Annotated in this window: 9 protein-coding genes; 3 read left to right on the top strand and 6 right to left on the bottom strand. The window is 57.3% G+C overall.

The features are described 5' to 3' along the window. Nucleotides 1–52 precede the first annotated feature (52 nt). Genes ACJ8PI_RS20675 through ACJ8PI_RS20665 form a run of 3 tightly spaced genes read right to left on the bottom strand, consistent with a single transcriptional unit; the run spans nt 53 to nt 8,088 of the window. Nucleotides 53–436, bottom strand: a complete 384-nt coding sequence (locus tag ACJ8PI_RS20675; protein WP_126192347.1) for a hypothetical protein — start codon at nt 434–436, stop codon at nt 53–55. Further along, on the bottom strand, nt 433–6,360 hold the full coding sequence (locus ACJ8PI_RS20670) for a DUF637 domain-containing protein (protein ID WP_164134643.1): 5,928 nt from the start codon (nt 6,358–6,360) through the stop codon (nt 433–435). Before ACJ8PI_RS20670 ends, ACJ8PI_RS20675 begins: the two co-directional genes overlap by 4 nt. A 60-nt stretch (nt 6,361–6,420) precedes the next feature. Continuing rightward, nucleotides 6,421–8,088: a ShlB/FhaC/HecB family hemolysin secretion/activation protein gene (locus ACJ8PI_RS20665; RefSeq protein WP_049213370.1), complete on the bottom strand. Its 1,668-nt coding sequence runs from the start codon at nt 8,086–8,088 to the stop codon at nt 6,421–6,423. A gap of 376 nt (nt 8,089–8,464) precedes the next feature. Between ACJ8PI_RS20665 and ACJ8PI_RS20660 the strand changes: the two genes are divergently transcribed. Together ACJ8PI_RS20660 and ACJ8PI_RS20655 are read left to right on the top strand one after the other, a co-directional pair. Further along, nucleotides 8,465–9,919, top strand: coding sequence for an SIR2 family protein (locus tag ACJ8PI_RS20660; protein WP_164134642.1), 1,455 nt, complete (start codon nt 8,465–8,467; stop codon nt 9,917–9,919). Continuing rightward, nucleotides 9,916–10,407 carry a TIR domain-containing protein gene (locus ACJ8PI_RS20655; protein ID WP_033654571.1) on the top strand — a complete coding sequence of 164 codons (492 nt, stop codon included), beginning with the start codon at nt 9,916–9,918 and terminating at the stop codon, nt 10,405–10,407. The genes ACJ8PI_RS20660 and ACJ8PI_RS20655 overlap by 4 nt, the downstream gene beginning before the upstream one ends. Before the next feature lie 69 nt (nt 10,408–10,476). Here ACJ8PI_RS20655 and pstB read toward each other — a convergent pair whose 3' ends face one another. Genes pstB through ACJ8PI_RS20640 form a run of 3 tightly spaced genes read right to left on the bottom strand, consistent with a single transcriptional unit; the run spans nt 10,477 to nt 15,135 of the window. Beyond that, nucleotides 10,477–11,289 (bottom strand): phosphate ABC transporter ATP-binding protein PstB, encoded by an 813-nt coding sequence (gene pstB, locus ACJ8PI_RS20650; RefSeq protein ID WP_019452422.1) that lies wholly within the window; start codon nt 11,287–11,289, stop codon nt 10,477–10,479. Between the two features lie 28 nt (nt 11,290–11,317). Next, nucleotides 11,318–12,967, bottom strand: a complete 1,650-nt coding sequence (gene pstA, locus ACJ8PI_RS20645) for a phosphate ABC transporter permease PstA (protein ID WP_033635525.1) — start codon at nt 12,965–12,967, stop codon at nt 11,318–11,320. Beyond that, the gene (locus ACJ8PI_RS20640; protein WP_164134641.1) at nt 12,964–15,135 is read right to left on the bottom strand and encodes an ABC transporter permease subunit; all 2,172 of its coding nucleotides are present in this window, start codon (nt 15,133–15,135) and stop codon (nt 12,964–12,966) included. The genes pstA and ACJ8PI_RS20640 overlap by 4 nt, the downstream gene beginning before the upstream one ends. A gap of 396 nt (nt 15,136–15,531) precedes the next feature. On the opposite strand from ACJ8PI_RS20640, the gene ppk1 reads away from it, so the two are divergent. Then, nucleotides 15,532–17,595, top strand: coding sequence for a polyphosphate kinase 1 (gene ppk1 / locus ACJ8PI_RS20635; protein WP_033648827.1), 2,064 nt, complete (start codon nt 15,532–15,534; stop codon nt 17,593–17,595). Nucleotides 17,596–17,605: the final 10 nt, after the last annotated feature.

The raw sequence follows: 17,605 nt of genomic DNA, 5'->3' as shown, positions 1-17,605 counted from the left end.
TCATTTGCATGAGCAAAGCGTGCCTAACCTCAAACTGTTGGGAGCGGTGAGGTTACTCAGGCTTCTCAAGCAATCCAAGCAACTCCATATCATAAAGCAAATCGCTTTTTTCATCTTCGCCAATACCTTGAATTAGAGACTCAAGGTTTGTTTTTTCCAAAATGGAAGAAATTGAGTTTCGGTAATTATTCTCAACATCTTTTGGCCCTCTGCCGGCTATAAGGATGAGTGTAAACACTTTCAGCATTAACATTTCCACAGGCGATAAATGTGCATTTTCGTATTGATAAGATGCATACCCTATTTCTTCAATACCGTACTCCCAGGTCGTACCATTTTTATTAAAAGCATTAATGTGACTTCTACAACAGCTATAAAAGCAATCTAAATACTCAGCTCGCAATTCTTCATAAGTCATGCGTTCTTCATCCATCATTTCAATCTCCCAGGGATCAGCATTACGTCGTTATTGTCGAGAACCTCTACTTTTATTCCAGGGTATTTTTTCTGAAATTGCTCTACGACACCCAAGCAGCTCTCACATGCAGCACGTTCAGTGAAAATGGTGACTCTCCCCTCAGCTGATACATTGTTACCTAACTTATCAGCCAGGTTGTCCAGAATTTTGTACTCTGAATCTGTATTCCTAGATATGAGGATACCATCAGAACTTTTAATGGTTTCATATTTAAAGTTTTGGTTTCCATCACCTATGAAACTTTTTTCTGCTTTAGCTATCCTGCTGTGTGCCGCAAGTGTTTTCGGCATACCAGGAACATCGATTTGTGCAACAGCTGCATTTCCTTTTTTTCGGATTTTTTCCGCAAATGGCGCTCTAGCATCTAATACCTGCTGCCTAAACGCAGCAGCCTGTTGAACGGTCTTCTCATTGACCAGATACCCTTTCCAGGCGCTGGTTGGCCCTACCAGTTTGGATGACAGGTACTGGTTGCCGACGTTCGCTTTACCCATACCGGCAAACGTACTGGCGATAGAGACTGCCATCACCGAGGCATTCACCCAGTCCGGCGACCACCCGGTCAACTTGCTGATTTGTTCTATCTGCTGGTTGCGTGCAAACAGCTGGCCGTCGGTTATCTGGTCGCCCAAATCATACGTGAATAACTTTTCGCTGTCATAGCCGGCAAACGCCGGATAGTTGCCGAAGCGCTGGCGCTCTTTTTGTACCCAGTAATTGGCAATGAGGCCGTCTTCATCCCGCGTTGACGGGTACTTATTCATCAGGGCTTCAAACTGCTTGCGTTCGTCTGAGTTCAACGCCTCTTGCGTGGTGCAAGCTACTTTTCGGCATGAAGCCGCCATCAGACGCGCTTCTTTTTCCTTGTCACCCTTAGCCAACGCTTTAATGGCGTTGAGTTCTTCCTGATGCAACTGTCGATTAAAACGCTCGACAAACTCACCCGCATTTGCACCGCTGGTGGCACCTGCTGCTTTGGCGGTTACGATGGCCCCTGCAAAGGCGCCCGCTACGCGGCTGATTTGAGCCTGACGCTCTTGCCAGCCTTCACTTCTGACCAAATTATCATTGATGATCACCCCGGCCAGCTCCGCCGCCAGCGCCCCTGCCGCTGCGCCTTTGGCATTGCCCTTGCCGATTTCTGCGGCCACGCCCGCCAGAACGGCATGGCTTACGGCACGGCCCGGTATATTGAGAACCTGACCGTTATCCCCGATCAGATTGGCGCCCTCGGCCTGAACCTGGCTGCCGATATTCGCCAGCAGCGCATTGGTCAGGTTGTCCTTGAAGCTGCCACCGTTAATGGCGGTATTCAGGCTGGAGCTGATGACCGATTGCCCGGCCACCCGCTGCGCCACCTTGCTCCAGTCGCCGTTGCTCAGCTGCGGCAGTTTGACGTTGTTTAGATTGAGCGGTTTGCCCGCCGCGTCCTTGCTCCAGCCCATCGCGCTGTCGAAACCGTTGAGCGCGCCGCCGATCGCCATCGCCGTGGCGGTCGCCTTGACGTTCTCATTGCTACCCAGCGCCTGCAGGGTTTTCGACAGGTTGCCCTGGTTCTCCACCAACGCCACCGCCGCCTGGGAGGCCAGCGAAGACATCCCGGCGGTGACCGCACCGCTGGTTACCGCCCCGCCGCCCACGGCGCCGGAAACGCTGGAGGCTGCCGTGGCCGCCAGTGAACTGCCAGCGGTCACCGCCGCGGCCGCGATGGCGATCACCGCCGCCACCGCCGGGTTCAGGTGCTGGCTCTTGTAATCCCAGCTATCGTAAGCGTCTTTGACCTTGCTCCACTGCACGTCGTTGCGCTTGTTCAGATCTTTGACCCAGGTGGTGCCCGGCGTATTGCCCAGGGCGTCGATGGCGCTTTGCAGCGCCTGGCCGTTTTTCACCTTCACATCGGCGCTAACACCCTTGGCGGCCTCTACGGTCAAGGCGCCACCGGTATGGATGTTCGGCAGCACCCACTTATTGTCTTCGTACCCTTTATTGGCCTGCTTGATAAAGAAGCCTTTCGAATTGCTGACGGTCTGTTCGAAAGAGGTGTTTTTCACCGCGCGGAAGTTAACCTGTCCACGGGAGCTGGTCAGGCGCGCGTTTTGCCCGGCGGCGATTTTGCTGGCTTCATAGGTGCTGTCGTCGCGGCTCATCAGCGTGATATTGCCGGCGGCGGTAAACTCGGTAACCTTGTTGGTCACGTCATGGCGGGTCTGCTTAACCTCGGTTTTCTTGCCCCACCATTTGCGCTTGGTTTCTTTTTTCTCGTAGTGGCTGGACTCTTCCATCGCCTGGGCGTAGAGATAGCCACCCTTGGCGGCAATATCCATATTGCCGACACGCATGGCTTCGGCCTGATTATGGGCGTCGACCTGGGCTTTTTGTTTGGCCTCGTCCGCCCCTTTGCTTTTCGCCTCGTTGCGGGCGGTTGCCAGGCGTGATTGAGCGCCATCGCGATCTTGCGTGGCCTGAGTAAGGCGCTGTTGCGCGTTATTGAACGCTGATTGCTCGGCATTTATTTCATTCGGAAGGATATTCGCACGCTTCTCTTTTTCCAAGAGTTCATGGGTGATGCCGATACCCTCGGCAGCGAGGGCGGCACTTTGTTGCCATAAACCCCAATCGTTAATTTCCATTAACTTGCCATGCTTGGCGGAAAATTCCTGAGTCTTCCTTAAATTATCTGCTTGTCTTTGTCTTAGCGTATCAATGTCACGCTGCAACGTATTAAATTCATTGCTTTTACTGTTTTTCGCTTGTTCAGCCCGGCTCTTGTCCTGCAGAGCCTGATTGATACGCTGCTGTGCATTTTGAAGCTGCTGCTCTGCAATGGCTATCCGACTCCCCCAATCCGTCACCGCTACCGATGGTTTCCAGTTCGCCCCTAATCCTTTAACCACCAGCTTGGTCGCCTGGAACAGAATGCTGCCGCCGGCAATCACCGTCATCAGGCCGCCGGCATTCAGCTCGGTGCCTTGCTGGGTGCGAGTTTCGGTGAACTCGTTGCCGCCCTCGCGGTAAGTGTGATTTTGCACCGCCTCGAAACGCATATCGCCGCCGGAGGTCAGCGTCATGTTGGCGCCGGAGGTCAGCCTAGCGCCGTAAGTCAGCAGTTGGTTATTCGCCGACGCGGTCAGGTTTTTACCCGCGCTGAGGGCTGTGACCACATGGCGGTCGTCTTTGTTGTTGTCGTTGGCGGCATCAATGGCGGAATAGGCCAGGTTCGACAACCATAGATTCTGCCCGGCCAGCAGCGTGATATTGCCGTTAGCGGAGAGCGCGCCGCCCTGGGTGCCGATGTCGCGGGCCGAGTTAATCAGCAAATTGCCGCCGGCGTGTACCCGGCTACCCAGTTCAGGCGTGCGGGACACAGGGAAAAGCGCATTGAATCGGCCGTCAAGTTCACGGTAGTTAAGATCGGCGTTATGGGCGGCTAACAGCGTAACGTCCTTGTCCGCATTAATCTTGGCGCCGCGGAGCGCCAGATAGCCACCGCTATTGAGCAGAACCGAACCCGTTGCCCTCATTTGGCCACTGGCCAACAGCTGGTTGAAGTATTCCTGCCGTTTAGCCGGAGAAACCGGCCCCCCCAATAGCGGCCCCTCCAACAACGCGCTGTTTTTTACGATTGCAATGCTGCCGTTAGCCGTCATGGCGATATTGCGACTTTGCGGCGCTAGCAGCGTATTCAGCAACGTAATGGTACTGCCAGCCGTGAGAGACAAATCGCGTGAAGCCTCAAGGCTGCCCAACCAACGCGAACCGTCAGGGCGGAAGTAGTGAGGTTTCTCGCTGGAATGTATCTTTATCTCACCGTTTTTGGCGTTTAGCGTGACGTCCTGCCCTTTCAGCTCACTTTGCCAGGCGTCGATGGCGTTGACCGCCGTCAGAGACAGCTCTTTTCCGGCGGCCAAAATGCCTTGCCCAAGAACAATCCGATCTTCGGCAATCGCGGTGATATTGCCGTCGGCACGAATCGCATCAGTACCGACGATATTTTTGGCATGCAGCAGAACATTCCGTGCCTTTAGCGACTCTGGCCTGCCGGAGGTGACCACTTCATTCAGCTGATTTTCATGAGGCGTCGGCGTACTGATCTCTATCTTATTTTTAAAATCCGCAGTGAGATTATTGCCGGCGGTAATCGATGATTTTTGCTGCCCCTTTGCTCGCCAGACGACAAGTTCCTGCTGCTTGGTATAAGGCGCTTTTTCCGTGACATACAGCAGATCCCAATCTCCGGGAGGCGCATCTTCGTCACGGGCAAACGCCCCAACGCCAAACGTGTTCGTTCCCAGACGCCAGTACCGATCTTTCTGGCCGAGTTGAATGCTCTTTACGGTAAAATCGTTCCCCGTCAGGATCAGATCTTTGGCCGCGCTGATATTCGACTGATCGTTCCATAACGTTGTCGCGTTGATATAAGCGTTGTTGCCTGAATTTATCACCCCCGGCGCCTGCGATTTCACCAGAAGATACTCGTCTTTCCCCACATTAACCTTGTCGCCTTTCGACAGGTTGATTTCGCCAAACCAACTGCCGATGCCAAAGTCCTTCAGTTCAGGCTCCAGCAGCACAATAGCGTCAACACCTTGCCGTGAGTCGTAATAACTTCCTACCAAGGATTTATTGAACGCTTTAGAGTTAGCGGGAGTATTTTTCCAAACGGCTTGAACCTCTTGCCTGACATTGTTCAAATTCTCCGTGCGTATAACCAAGTCACCGCTGTTGGTCTGAATGCGTGCAGAGCGGTTTTCTATCTGTTTGGCTTTATTCCCCTGAGCGTCTTTCTGAATCCAGAGATTATTGTTGCTATGCAATGCGGTGTTGTCGCCATCACGTAGTGCCACATTGCGTACCGTATCGGCAAACACCCGCATATCGCGATGCGCCGTAACATTGCCGTTGTTATTGAGCGTATCGGCAGCCATTGTCACGTCACGTTCACCGCGCACCTTAACACCCGATGAGATATGAATTTCCCTGGCGCTGGCGTTCAAGTCTGTCGCTGCCTGTGTATTGCCCAACTCAATCCGCCCGCTAACGCTCAGCGTAATATCCCGCTGTTTGCTGGTGAGGTCTTTCAGGTTAACCCCTACCCCATCCTCATTGGCCACCAGGCGGATTTTGTTGGCGTACATGCCGCCCAGTGCCTTGGTGTCCACCGCCAACACCGGTTTGGCGCCTTCGCCGGCGATCGGCTTGATGGTGCCGTCTTTAAAACTGACGCGGTTGGCGCCCTGTGTCAGCGACAGATTGTTGGCGTTGATTTGCCCATTCACTTCGGTTGCGCGGCTGATGATGTCAACATAGTCGGCGCTATAACCGTCCAGCCCTTTACCGCCGATGGTGACGCCGCCTTTTTTCACCTCCAGCGCCTCCAGCGCGCCCTGCTTGTCGAACTGCGGTTTGCCGGTGGTTAACGTCACGCCCGGCGCGTTGATAAAGCCGCAGCCGTTGCAGGTGATGCCATTCGGGTTGGCGATCATCACGTTGGCTTTGTTGCCGAACACCTCGAGCTTGCCCTGCAGCTCGGAACGACTGCCTCCGGTGACTTCGTTGATGATCAGCTCCGCGGCCTTGCCTTTGAGATTGCCGTTAGCATTCAACTGCCCGGCCAACTGCGACTGACCGGCGGCGGTGGCGTTGTTCAACACCGCGCCAGGCGCAGCAACATTGAAGTCCTGATAGCTATTGTGCGAAATGCCGGCGCCGTTCGGCGTGGCAATATTCACCACCGGCACGTTGCCCGGTTTCATATGAACCTGCGTATTGCCGTTAGCGGCGGTAATGCCGGCGGCGAACGCCGGGTGCAACGGCTGGAAAGCCGTCAGGTAGATCAGCAAATAGCTGGCGCCCCGCGCCAAAGGGGAAGTGGACTTATCCATATTCATTCCTTCGAAAGGATGTTGTTTTGAACGCCGAGGCGCTCCTGCTGTGTGCTGGCGTTATAACGTGACGGTGGCTTGCCAGTAGGCCACCCAACGATCCGGTTGCAGGCTGCCTGGGTGCGTCAGCGGTTTACCGACGGTGACCGCCTGATTGAACCAGCGGCCGTTTAGCGTCGCGCTCAGCGCCGCGCCGGCGACGCTGCCGCCGTCTATCAGCCCGGCGCGCCCCTGCAACCAACCGGCGTCTAACGCGCCGGTGAAAGAAAGCTCTCCCAGCCCCGGCAACGTCCGCCATTGCCAGTTGAGTTCATTGCGCCAGTAGGCGCCGCGATTGCCGGTCAGGTACTGCTCTTTAAAGCCACGCACCGAGTATTGCCCGCCAATGGAAATGCGCTCGCCGGCATACAGGTTGTCTGCGCTGGTTTGCCCATAGGCCGAGGTCAGGTAATAGAGAGAGGGGGCGAGCGGATAAAAGTAGCTGGCGCTGAGGCCAAGCTTGCGGAACTCGCTGCGCGGCGCTCCGTCGCGCTCAGGATCGTCGGCGGTGGCGCCTAGCATGCGCAGCCCGCGGCTTACCGTCGGGTTCAGCGTCATATAGCCGCCGCCCGCAGCCGCACTGTAATTGAGGCCCAGGCTGGCGACGCTGAGCGTCGGGCTGCTGACGCCCAACCGTTCCCCCGCCAGCTTATTTTCCGTGGTACGCCGCGCCAGCCCGATATCGACGGCCAGCTTGCGTTTGCCATCCCGCAGCAACGTGCGGTTGGCGCCCAGACGCTGGGTCTGGTTGTTGCCCTGATAGCGGTAAGCCGCGCCGTTGAACGGCACCCGCTGGAAAAAATCGTTCCAGGCGTACTGGTAACTGAACAGCCAATAGCCGTAGGGTAAGGTGACGCCGCCGTTCAGGCTGCGGCTGCGGTAATGCGGGCTGAAATCGTTATTGCGCGCTGCGGAAAGCGACCATTGATCGGCGAGGCGCAGTGGGTTATCCAGCGTGAAGGCGGCGTTCATCTGCCCGGTGCCGGTGCTTCTCTGGCCGCTGTTATCGGCGCCGAAAGAGAAAGAGACCGGCGCGCGCCGGGCGCCACGCAGCAAAACCACGTTGGAAAAGCCGGGTTGTTCGCCGGGTTGAATATCGATAACCACCTGTTGCGATGGCAGGCGGTTGAGCTGCTCCATGCCCTGCTCAATATCGCGCAGATTCAATACGTCGCCAACCAGGCCGGGAAACGCCATTTTCAGCGCCAGCGTCTGCTCGCCGTTCTGCGTGATGGACTCGATTCGCCCTTCGCTGGCGCTCACGGTCAACACGCCGCGGGAGATATCCTGCTCCTGTAGCCAGGCCTGCGAGGTGACATAGCCGCGTTGCAGATAAGCATTGGTGGTTTCGCGCACCAGACGGTTGATGTGCTCTAGCGTCAGGCAGCGCCCTTGATACGGGCGAACCAGGCTTTCCTTCACCGACCAGGAAAGATGTTCGGCGCCCTGAAAAACGATCTGCCGCACCGGCTGGCAAACCGCCCCTGCGGCGGCCGACACAGGCAGCGGCAAGGCCGGCAACTCAACGTTATTTTGCAGCGCCTCGCGTTGCTGCTGCGCCTGTTCCAGCAACGTTTTCTGCTGCTGGGTAATGCTGTCGCGGTCAGCAGGGCTGGCGATCTCCGCACACCACGCCGGAGCGCAGAGCGCCAAGAGTGCAGGCCAAATCCCGGGCTTCCATGCACACATTTAAACACATCCATTTACGTTAGTTTACATAGCTTATCGAAGTATATACATTTTACACCGACGATCAATGATAATGAGAATTGTTTTTGTTTGATCGGGTTCACAACGTGGTTAAACATCAGGAATATATTTTATCGAGCTTGCCGCCACATTTCCTGATGGCGGATATTATTACCACATGAATTAAAAACCCAAATAATTGCCAATAATAAATTCAAGAGTTAAATAACACGCACAATATCGCTAAAAATAAAAAATAAAGTTTACAAAATTAACCCGCCGTCTTACCGTGATATTTTGTTTAATGCAATTATTCATGAAAGCCATAATTTACAACTAACCAATCAAGAACCTCGAACAATATCAGGATTTCCTAATGCCAGAACGTGATATAGAACTGTTTATTCGTGATTACGTTAATGATATCAAAGCCGGCAGCGCCGCGCTATTTGCCGGCGCCGGGCTGTCCATACCCGCCGGTTTCGTCAGCTGGAAAGAGCTTATCGGTGATATCGCTTATGAATTGGGGCTGGATATAGAAAAAGAAAGTGACCTTATTTCTCTGGCTCAATATCATCTCAATGAAAAAGGCAACCGGCATAAGATAAATCAAAAAATAATTACAGAATTCGCTGAGCAAGCGGAAGAAACTGAAAATCATCGGATCATTGCCAGATTGCCGATAGCGTCACTCTGGACAACCAACTACGACGATCTGATTGAAAAAACCTATGCCCGTTATAATCGCGTCTGCGACGTTAAAACCACGCCGGAAAGTCTGACCAACAATATTCACAAGCGCGATGTTGTCTTATATAAAATGCATGGTGATTATAGAACCCCCAACCAGGCGATTATCACCCGCGAACAATACGAAACTTACTCCCGTACACACCTTCCTTTTATCAACATGCTGATGGCGGAGTTGACCGCCAAAACCTTCCTGTTTATCGGTTTCAGCTTTGAAGACCCCAACCTGCAATACGTATTGAGTCGCCTTTACGCGCAGTACGGCGAAGGGAAAAGAAACCACTACTGCATCATGCGGCGCGTTCAGGCTGGCGACAGCGGCAGCGAGGATCAGGCGTCTTATGATTACAACAGCCGAAAACAAAGCCTGATGATCAACGATCTGCGCCGTTACGGCATTCAAACGCTGCTGGTGGAGGACTATCGGCAAATCACCGACCTGCTGTATGCCATCGAAACGCAATTCAAGAAAAGCACGGTGTTTATCTCCGGCAGCGCCGACAACTACCATCCCTATGCCCGTGAAGAATCCATCCAGTTCATACACCGCCTGGCGCGCCTGCTTATCTGCAAACAGTACCGCATCGTCAACGGCTTCGGTTGGGGCGTGGGCACGGCGGTGATCAACGGCGCATTGGAAGCTATTTACGCCAGCGGGGGGAAAATCAGCGAAAGCCAGCTGGTATTGCGCCCTTTCCCCCAATTCGCCAGCGGGGGCATTACGCTGCCGGCACTTTGGCACGAATACCGCCAGAACATGATTTCGCTCAGCGGCATCGCGGTTTTTTTGTTCGGCAACAAGCGTAACGCCGAAGGCGAATGCGTGCTGGCCGACGGTTTATTGAAAGAGTTCCACATCGCTGCGGAACAAGGCTGCGTCTGCATTCCTATCGGTTGTACCGGCGGCGCATCCGCCGAGATCTACCGAAAAATCAAGGAGGAGATGAAAGACACCCTCTATCACCGCCATCCCGTCGCCATGAACCTGCTGGATCAACTTAACGAGCCGGGCAGCCTGGCGGAGAAGAAAACATGCCTGTTGGCACTTATCGATATCATTACTAAGGATAATCCTCGATGACCAGAAAATGTTTTTACAGTTTCCATTATGAGCCGGACAACTGGCGCGCTTCTCAGATACGCGAAATGGGCTCGCTGGAAGGTAACCGGCCGGCCACGGATAACGATTGGGAGGAAGTGAAAAAAGGCGGTGACGACGCCATCGCCGCTTGGATCAAAGGCCAGTTGGACAATCGGAGCTGCGCCGTGATTCTCGCGGGTAAAGATACCGCCAATCGCAAGTGGATCAATTTCGAAATCTGCGAAGCCTGGAAGAAAGGCATGGGCGTGCTGGTGGTGTATATCCATAACCTGAAAGACAGCGCCGGCGAACAAGCCCGAAAAGGCAACAACCCGTTGGATCATATCAAGCTGGGGGATAGAAAGCTTTCCGGAATCGCCAAAGCCTATGATCCGCCTTATTTGACCAGCACCAATGTCTATAATCACATCAAGGAAAATCTGGCGGAGTGGGTAGAAGAAGCGATCCGCATTCGCGAAAATTACTGACGGCCGCCCTAAAGACGAAAGGCTGCATTATCCCGCAGCCTTTCGTTCGCTAGGGGGGCGGCACGTCGCTCACCCATACCGCCCGGTAATATAATCTTCGGTGCGGCGCTGGCGCGGCGAGGTGAAGATGGCGTCGGTGTCGTTGTACTCCACCAGCCGCCCCTGATGAATAAAGGCGGTGTAGTCGGAGACGCGCGCCGCCTGCTGCATGTTGTGCGTCACCAGCACCACGCTGTAACGCTGTTTCAGCGCGGAAATCAGCTCCTCGATGGTCAGCGTGGAGATCGGATCCAGCGCCGAGGTCGGCTCGTCGAGCAGCAACACTTCCGGCTCGATGGCGATGGCGCGCGCGATCACCAGGCGCTGCTGCTGGCCGCTGGACAAGCGGAACGCATTTTCGCGCAGCCGATCCTTCACCTCATGCCACAGCGCGGCGGCGCGCAGCGAACGCTCCACCGCTTCATCCAGCAAGCGCCGGTCGCGCACGCCCTGCAGCCGCAGGCCGTACACCACGTTTTCATAGATCGATTTCGGGAACGGGTTCGGCCGCTGGAACACCATGCCCACCCGCCGCCGCAGCGCCGCCACGTCAATCTGCGCGCCGGAGATCGCCGCGCCGTTCAGCTGCAGATCGCCCTCGATGCGGCAGTTGTCCACCAGATCGTTCATGCGGTTGAAACAGCGCAGCAGCGTCGATTTGCCGCAGCCCGAAGGGCCGATCAGGGCCGTCACCCGGTGCTTCGGAATGCGCAGCGAAATGTCGTGCAGCACCTGTTTGTCGCCATAAAACAGGTTCAGTCCGTTGACCGCCAGCGCGGTCTGTTCATCGTCGAGATGCTGGACATCCAGCCGGGGCAAACTGCCTGGCGTCATCAAACCCATTACGCACTCCCCAAAAATAGCGTCATTGTTACTGCGACCATGCTCGGTACCGCTCCCTCAGCGAATGGCGGATGCCCATCGCCGCCAGATTCAAACTCACCACGATCGTCACCAGCAGGAAGGCGGTGGCGAACACCAGCGGCCGCGCCGCCTCTACGCTCGGGCTCTGGAATGCCATATCGTAGATCTGGAAGCTCAAATGCATAAACTTCCGTTCCAGGTGCAGATACGGGAAAATCTCGTCCACCGGCAGCACCGGCACCGATTTCACTACCCCCACCAGCATCAGCGGCGCCGTCTCCCCGGCGGCGCGCGCCACCGCCAGAATCAGGCCGGTCATCATCGCCGGCGCCGCCATCGGCAGCACGATGCGCCACAGCGTCTCGGCCCGGCTGGCGCCCAGCGCCATCGAGCCCTGCCGCAGCGAGGTGGGAATGCGCGACAGCCCTTCCTCGGTGGCGACGATCACCACCGGCAGCGTCAGCAGCGCCAGCGTCAGCGCCGCCCACAGCACGCCGGGCGTGCCGAAGGTCGGGTTGGGCAAGGATTCAGGATAGAACAGCTGGTCGAGCGTGCCGCCTATCATATAAACGAAAAAGCCGAGGCCGAAGACGCCGTAGACGATCGAGGGCACGCCGGCCAGGTTGACCACCGCGATGCGGATCACCCGCGTCAGCAGATTGTTGCCGGCATACTCGTGCAGATATACCGCCGCGATCACGCCAAACGGCATCACCACGATCGACATCAGGATCACCATCAACACCGTGCCGAAAATGGCCGGGAACACCCCGCCTTCGGTATTCGCCTCGCGCGGGCTGTCGGTGAGGAACTTCTTCACCTGCTCGCCCCAATGCGCCAGCTTCTCGCTGGTGTTCATGGCGTTCGGGTACCAGGCATCGCGTACCTGGCTGAGCGGAATGGTCAACGTCTGGCCGTGCATGTCGCGCAGCAGCAGCGCATCACGCTGGCGATCGCGGTTCAGCCCCGCCAGGCGTTCGGACAGCAGCTGGTATTGCCGCTGCAACTCCAGCCGCTCGGCCTTGATGGCGTCCTGCGCGCGGGCGTCCAGCTTATCGTCGCGCTGCAGGCGCTTTTCCCGCAGCCGCAGCGCGTCAAACTGCTGATTGATGCGCGCCATATCGCGAAATTGAATGTCGTGCGCCTGGCGCGAGAGCGCGGCGATTTGCGGCAGCCGCTGCTGCAACGCCTGCCCCAGATTGCGGCCGGTCAGCGGTTGCCCGTCCTCCAGCAGCCCCGCCAGATAGCCGTAAGCGGTGCCGTGGCTGTCGCGCTCCAGCACCAGCAGGCTGCGCGGCGTGCTTTGGCTGCGGATGTCGCTGGCCAGCAAGGTGCGGAAATCCTGCCCTTCACGCTCGCGGTTACCGACCTTGATCAGATAACGTTCGACGCTTTGCGCCTCGCCCGGCGGCGTCACGCCCGCTTCCGTTAGCTGGCGGCGCGAAATGCTTTGCTGCTGGTACAGCTCGCCGATCACCGTCACCGGCCCGGCGCCGTTCTGATTCAGCTCGAACTGATAAACCGGGCTCGGCCAGAAATAGCGCATCCCTTGCCCGGCCAACAGCAACAGAATGCCGATCAGCGCCAACAGGCTGACGGCGACCGAACCGGCGGTCAGCCAAATCCACGGCGATCCGCTCTTCACCCAGTTCTTCATGGCGCCTCCTGATTCGGCGTGTAGCGCTTGCGCAGCCGCAGGCGCACCGCCTCCGCCAGCGTGTTGAACACGAAGGTGAAGATAAACAGCACCAGCGCGGTCAGGAACAGCACGCGGTAATGGCTGCTGCCGGAGACCGCCTCCGGCATTTCGATGGCGATATTGGCCGCCAGCGCTCGCAGCCCCTGGAACAGGCTGCCGTCGATAATTGGCGTATTGCCGGTGGCCATCAGCACGATCATGGTTTCCCCCACCGCGCGGCCAAAGCCGATCATCAACGCGGAGAAAATCCCGGCGCTGGCGGAAGGCAGCACCACCTTGATCACCGTCTGCCATTGGGTGGCACCCAGCGCCAAAGAGCCCTGGCTCAGGGTAGCCGGCACGCTGAACAGCGCATCCTCCGCCAGCGAGAAGATGATCGGCACCAGCGCGAAGCCCATCGCCACGCCCACCACCAGCGCATTGCGCTGGTCGTAATTATCCCCCAGCCAGAAATGCAGCGGCTCACCGAACAGCGCCACCTCCAGCCGCGGCCCCAGGCTGAGCGCCAGCCACACCGTCAACGCCAGCAGCGGCAACAGCAACAGCAGATCGACACCCGGCCGGCAGCGCGGCATAAAGCGATGGGTCAACGCGCCGCACAGCAGCACCGCCGCCGCCAGCAGCAGCGGCAACGCCAGCACCGCCAACAGGTATTGCTCGATGATCGGCGCCAGCCAAACGCCGGCCACCAGCCCGATCACCACCGTCGGCAACGCGCCCATCACTTCGATAGCCGGTTTGATCACCCGCCGCAGCCCCGGCGTCATAAAATAAGCGGTATAGATAGCGCCGGCCAGCGCCAGGGGAATGGCGAACAGCATCGCGTAAGCCGCCGCCTTGAAGGTGCCGAAGATCACCGGCATCAAACTGAATTTGGGTTGGTAGCTGTCTTCGCCGGAGGTGGATTGCCAGACGTAGGCCGGCTGCGGGTAGTTCTCATACCACACCTTGCCCCACAGCGAACGCCAGGTGACGTCTGGATACGGATTGTCGAGCGCGTAGCGCTGCCAGCCCTGCGCGCTCTCCAGCAGCAGGCCATCGCCGCGCGGCGCGAACGCCATCTGCCGCACCTCGGCGCTCAAACGGGTATTCAGCAGCGGCTGCGGTTGAATGGTAGAGAACAGCGAGAAGCCGCCATCGGGCCGCAGGGTGGCGAACACCCGGCGGTAAGGCTCGGCCACCGTCAGCTCCCGCCCGTCGGCGCCGTGGTCGAAATGCTGCACCGGCGTCAGGCGCCAGCGCCGATCTTTTTCCACCTCAAACCACTCGCGCAGATTGCCGTCGGCGCCCTTGATCAGCAGCGCGCTGCCGCCGGGCAGCGCCGTCATCTGATACGGGGCATGTTCGCCAAGGGTACGCGTTTCACGCAGCTGCAGCTGCGCGCCGTCGATCTGATAACGCGCCAGCCGGTTGCCGGTCAGCAGGTAAAGCTGGCGGCCATCCGGCGTCAGCACCAGTTGCTCAGCATCATGTTCCAGCGGGCGCTCGCTGAACTGCGGCGGCCGGTCGGGGCTGAAACGGCCGAACACCAGGCGCCGATCGTCGGTCACCCCGGCCAGCAGATACTGCCCGCGATGCGCATCCGCCAGCGTCATCAGTTTCAGCGGCTTGCGCTGTGGATCCAGCGCCAACGGCTGCTGCCCGAGCGGGAACAGCCACTGCGGCCGGCCGGTCTCCGCCGTCGCGAAATCCGCGCGCGCCACCACCAAGCGGCCGTCGGCCTGCGCCAGCGCAAACAGATCGCGCTCTCCGGCGGCCTGCGCGAGCAGCGCCGGCTTGGCCAACAGCGTCTGCTGCGCCAGCGGCGCCTGGGGCTGGCCGTTCGGGGTCGGCGTCAGGCGATAAAATTGCCCCGCGCCCTGCGCGTCAATGCGGTAACCGACGCGCTGCTGCACGTCCATGCCCAGCGCCAGCGCCGGGGCCGACGCCGCGATCGGCAGCGGCTGCGCCTGGCCGAGCGAGGCCGGTTTGAACAGCGGCAGCACCGCAAACAGCAGATAAACGAAGATCAGCATCAACGTCATCAGCACCATCAGCCCGCTGGCGGTCACTGCCGCCTGCACGCCGCGGTCGATGCGCCCGCGCATGCGATCTCGGGGATGTTGATTGGCCGTCGTCTGTGTCATGTGTCTCGCTGTCGCTGATGTAATCGGGCTTGCGCCGTAAGATAACCGGGCATCTTATGTCAGTTTTATGACGTTTGCATGACAAAGTTACCCGCCACACTCCAGGTTTTTTACACTGCAAACAGACAATATGGCGTCGGTATATTGCTGAAAAATTACCGTAAACACGCTCAATATCACCAAAAATTAGCCTGATAATCGTCATTTCATGCTACTCACTTCACTGCCGGGCGTCCCGCCTCGGCGAAAATTTATTGCCGCCGAAAAATGCCGCGCGCCAACGCAATGGATATGTTGGACTTTCCTGTCAATCTCTCGCAATAATGATCAAGGACACTAGAGCGGCATCCGGGCGCTGCGTCCCGGATCCTATTCTAAATTTGAACTGGAGTGGCAATGGGTCAGGAAAAGCTCTACATCGAAAAAGAACTAAGCTGGTTATCCTTTAATGAACGCGTGTTGCAGGAAGCCGCAGATAAGAGCAATCCCCTGATTGAACGTATGCGTTTTCTGGGCATTTACTCCAACAACCTCGACGAATTCTATAAAGTCCGCTTCGCCGATCTCAAACGGCGCATCCTGATCAGCGAAGAGCAAGGCTCCGCCGGCGCCTCGCGCCACCTGCTGAAAAAGATCCAGGCCAAGGTGCTGAAAACCGATCAGGAGTTCGACGGCCTGTACAACGATCTGCTGCTGGAAATGGCGCGTAACCAGATCTTCCTGATCAACGAACGCCAGGTGTCCGAGAACCAGCAAATCTGGCTGCGGCAATATTTCAAACAGCATCTGCGCCAGCACATCACGCCGATCCTGATCAATCACGACACCAATCTGGTGCAGTTCCTGAAAGACGATTACACCTATCTGGCGGTGGAGATCATCCGCGGCGCGCGCATCGACTATGCGCTGCTGGAGATCCCGTCCGACAAGGTGCCGCGCTTCGTCAATCTGCCGCCGGAAGCGCCGCGCCGCCGCAAGCCGATGATCCTGCTGGACAACATTCTGCGTTACTGCCTGGACGATATCTTCAAGGGCTTCTTCGACTACGACGCGCTCAACGCCTACTCGATGAAAATGACCCGCGACGCGGAGTACGATCTGGTGACCGAAATGGAATCCAGCCTGCTGGAACTGATGTCCTCCAGCCTGAAACAGCGCCTGACCGCCGAGCCGGTGCGCTTCGTGTATCAGCGCGACATGCCGAACGAAATGGTGGAACTGCTGCGCGGCAAGCTGGGCATCTCCAACTACGATTCGGTGATCGCCGGCGGCCGCTACCACAACTTCAAAGATTTCATCAGCTTCCCGAACGTCGGCAAGGCCAACCTGGTCAACAAGCCGCTGCCGCGCCTGCGCCACATCTGGTTCGACGGTTTCCGCAACGGCTTCGACGCCATTCGCGAAAAAGACGTGCTGCTCTACTATCCGTACCACACCTTCGAGCACGTGCTGGAGCTGCTGCGCCAGGCGTCGTTCGATCCAAGCGTGTTGGCTATCAAGATCAACATCTACCGGGTGGCGAAAGATTCACGCATTATCGAATCGATGATCCACGCCGCGCACAACGGCAAAAAAGTCACGGTGGTGGTCGAGCTGCAGGCGCGCTTCGACGAAGAAGCCAACATTCATTGGGCGAAGCGCCTGACCGAGGCCGGCGTACACGTGATCTTCTCCGCGCCGGGCCTGAAAATCCACGCCAAACTGTTCCTGATTTCACGCCGTGAAGGCGATGAAATTGTGCGCTATGCTCATATCGGCACCGGCAACTTTAACGAAAAAACCGCGCGCATCTACACCGACTATTCGCTGTTGACCGCCGACTCACGCATCACCAACGAGGTGCGTCGGGTGTTCAACTTTATCGAGAACCCCTACCGGCCGGTCACCTTCGACAACCTGATGGTGTCGCCGCAGAACTCGCGCCTGAAGCTGTATGAGCTGATCGACAACGAAATCGCCAACGCCCAGGCCGGGGAACAGGCCGGCATTATGTTGAAAATTAATAATCTGGTGGATAAAGGGCTGGTAGATCGGTTATATACCGCGTCCGGCGCCGGCGTGAAGATCCGCCTGCTGGTGCGGGGCATGTGTTCCCTGATTCCCAACCTGCCGGGGATCAGCGACAATATTCAGGTGATCAGCATCGTCGATCGCTTTTTGGAACACGACCGGGTTTACGTTTTCGACAATAAAGGTGACAAACGGGTGTATCTGTCCTCCGCCGACTGGATGACCCGCAACATAGATTACCGTATCGAAGTGGCGGTATCGCTGCTGGATCCGGCGCTGAAACAGCGCGTTCTGGACATTCTGGAGATCCTGTTCAGCGATACGGTCAAGGCCCGTTATGTGGATAAAGAACTGAGCAACCAGTACGTGCCGCGCGGCAACCGCCGCAAAGTGCGTGCCCAGGTGGCTATTTACGAGTATTTAAAAGCTCTGGAACAACCAGGACAGTAGGCCAGCAACT

Source organism: Serratia sp. CY82433, assembly GCF_052166535.1.
GTDB lineage: Bacteria > Pseudomonadota > Gammaproteobacteria > Enterobacterales > Enterobacteriaceae > Serratia > Serratia sarumanii.
Note: the sequence above shows the minus strand (reverse complement) of the source record. Positions and strands in the feature narration are given on the sequence as shown.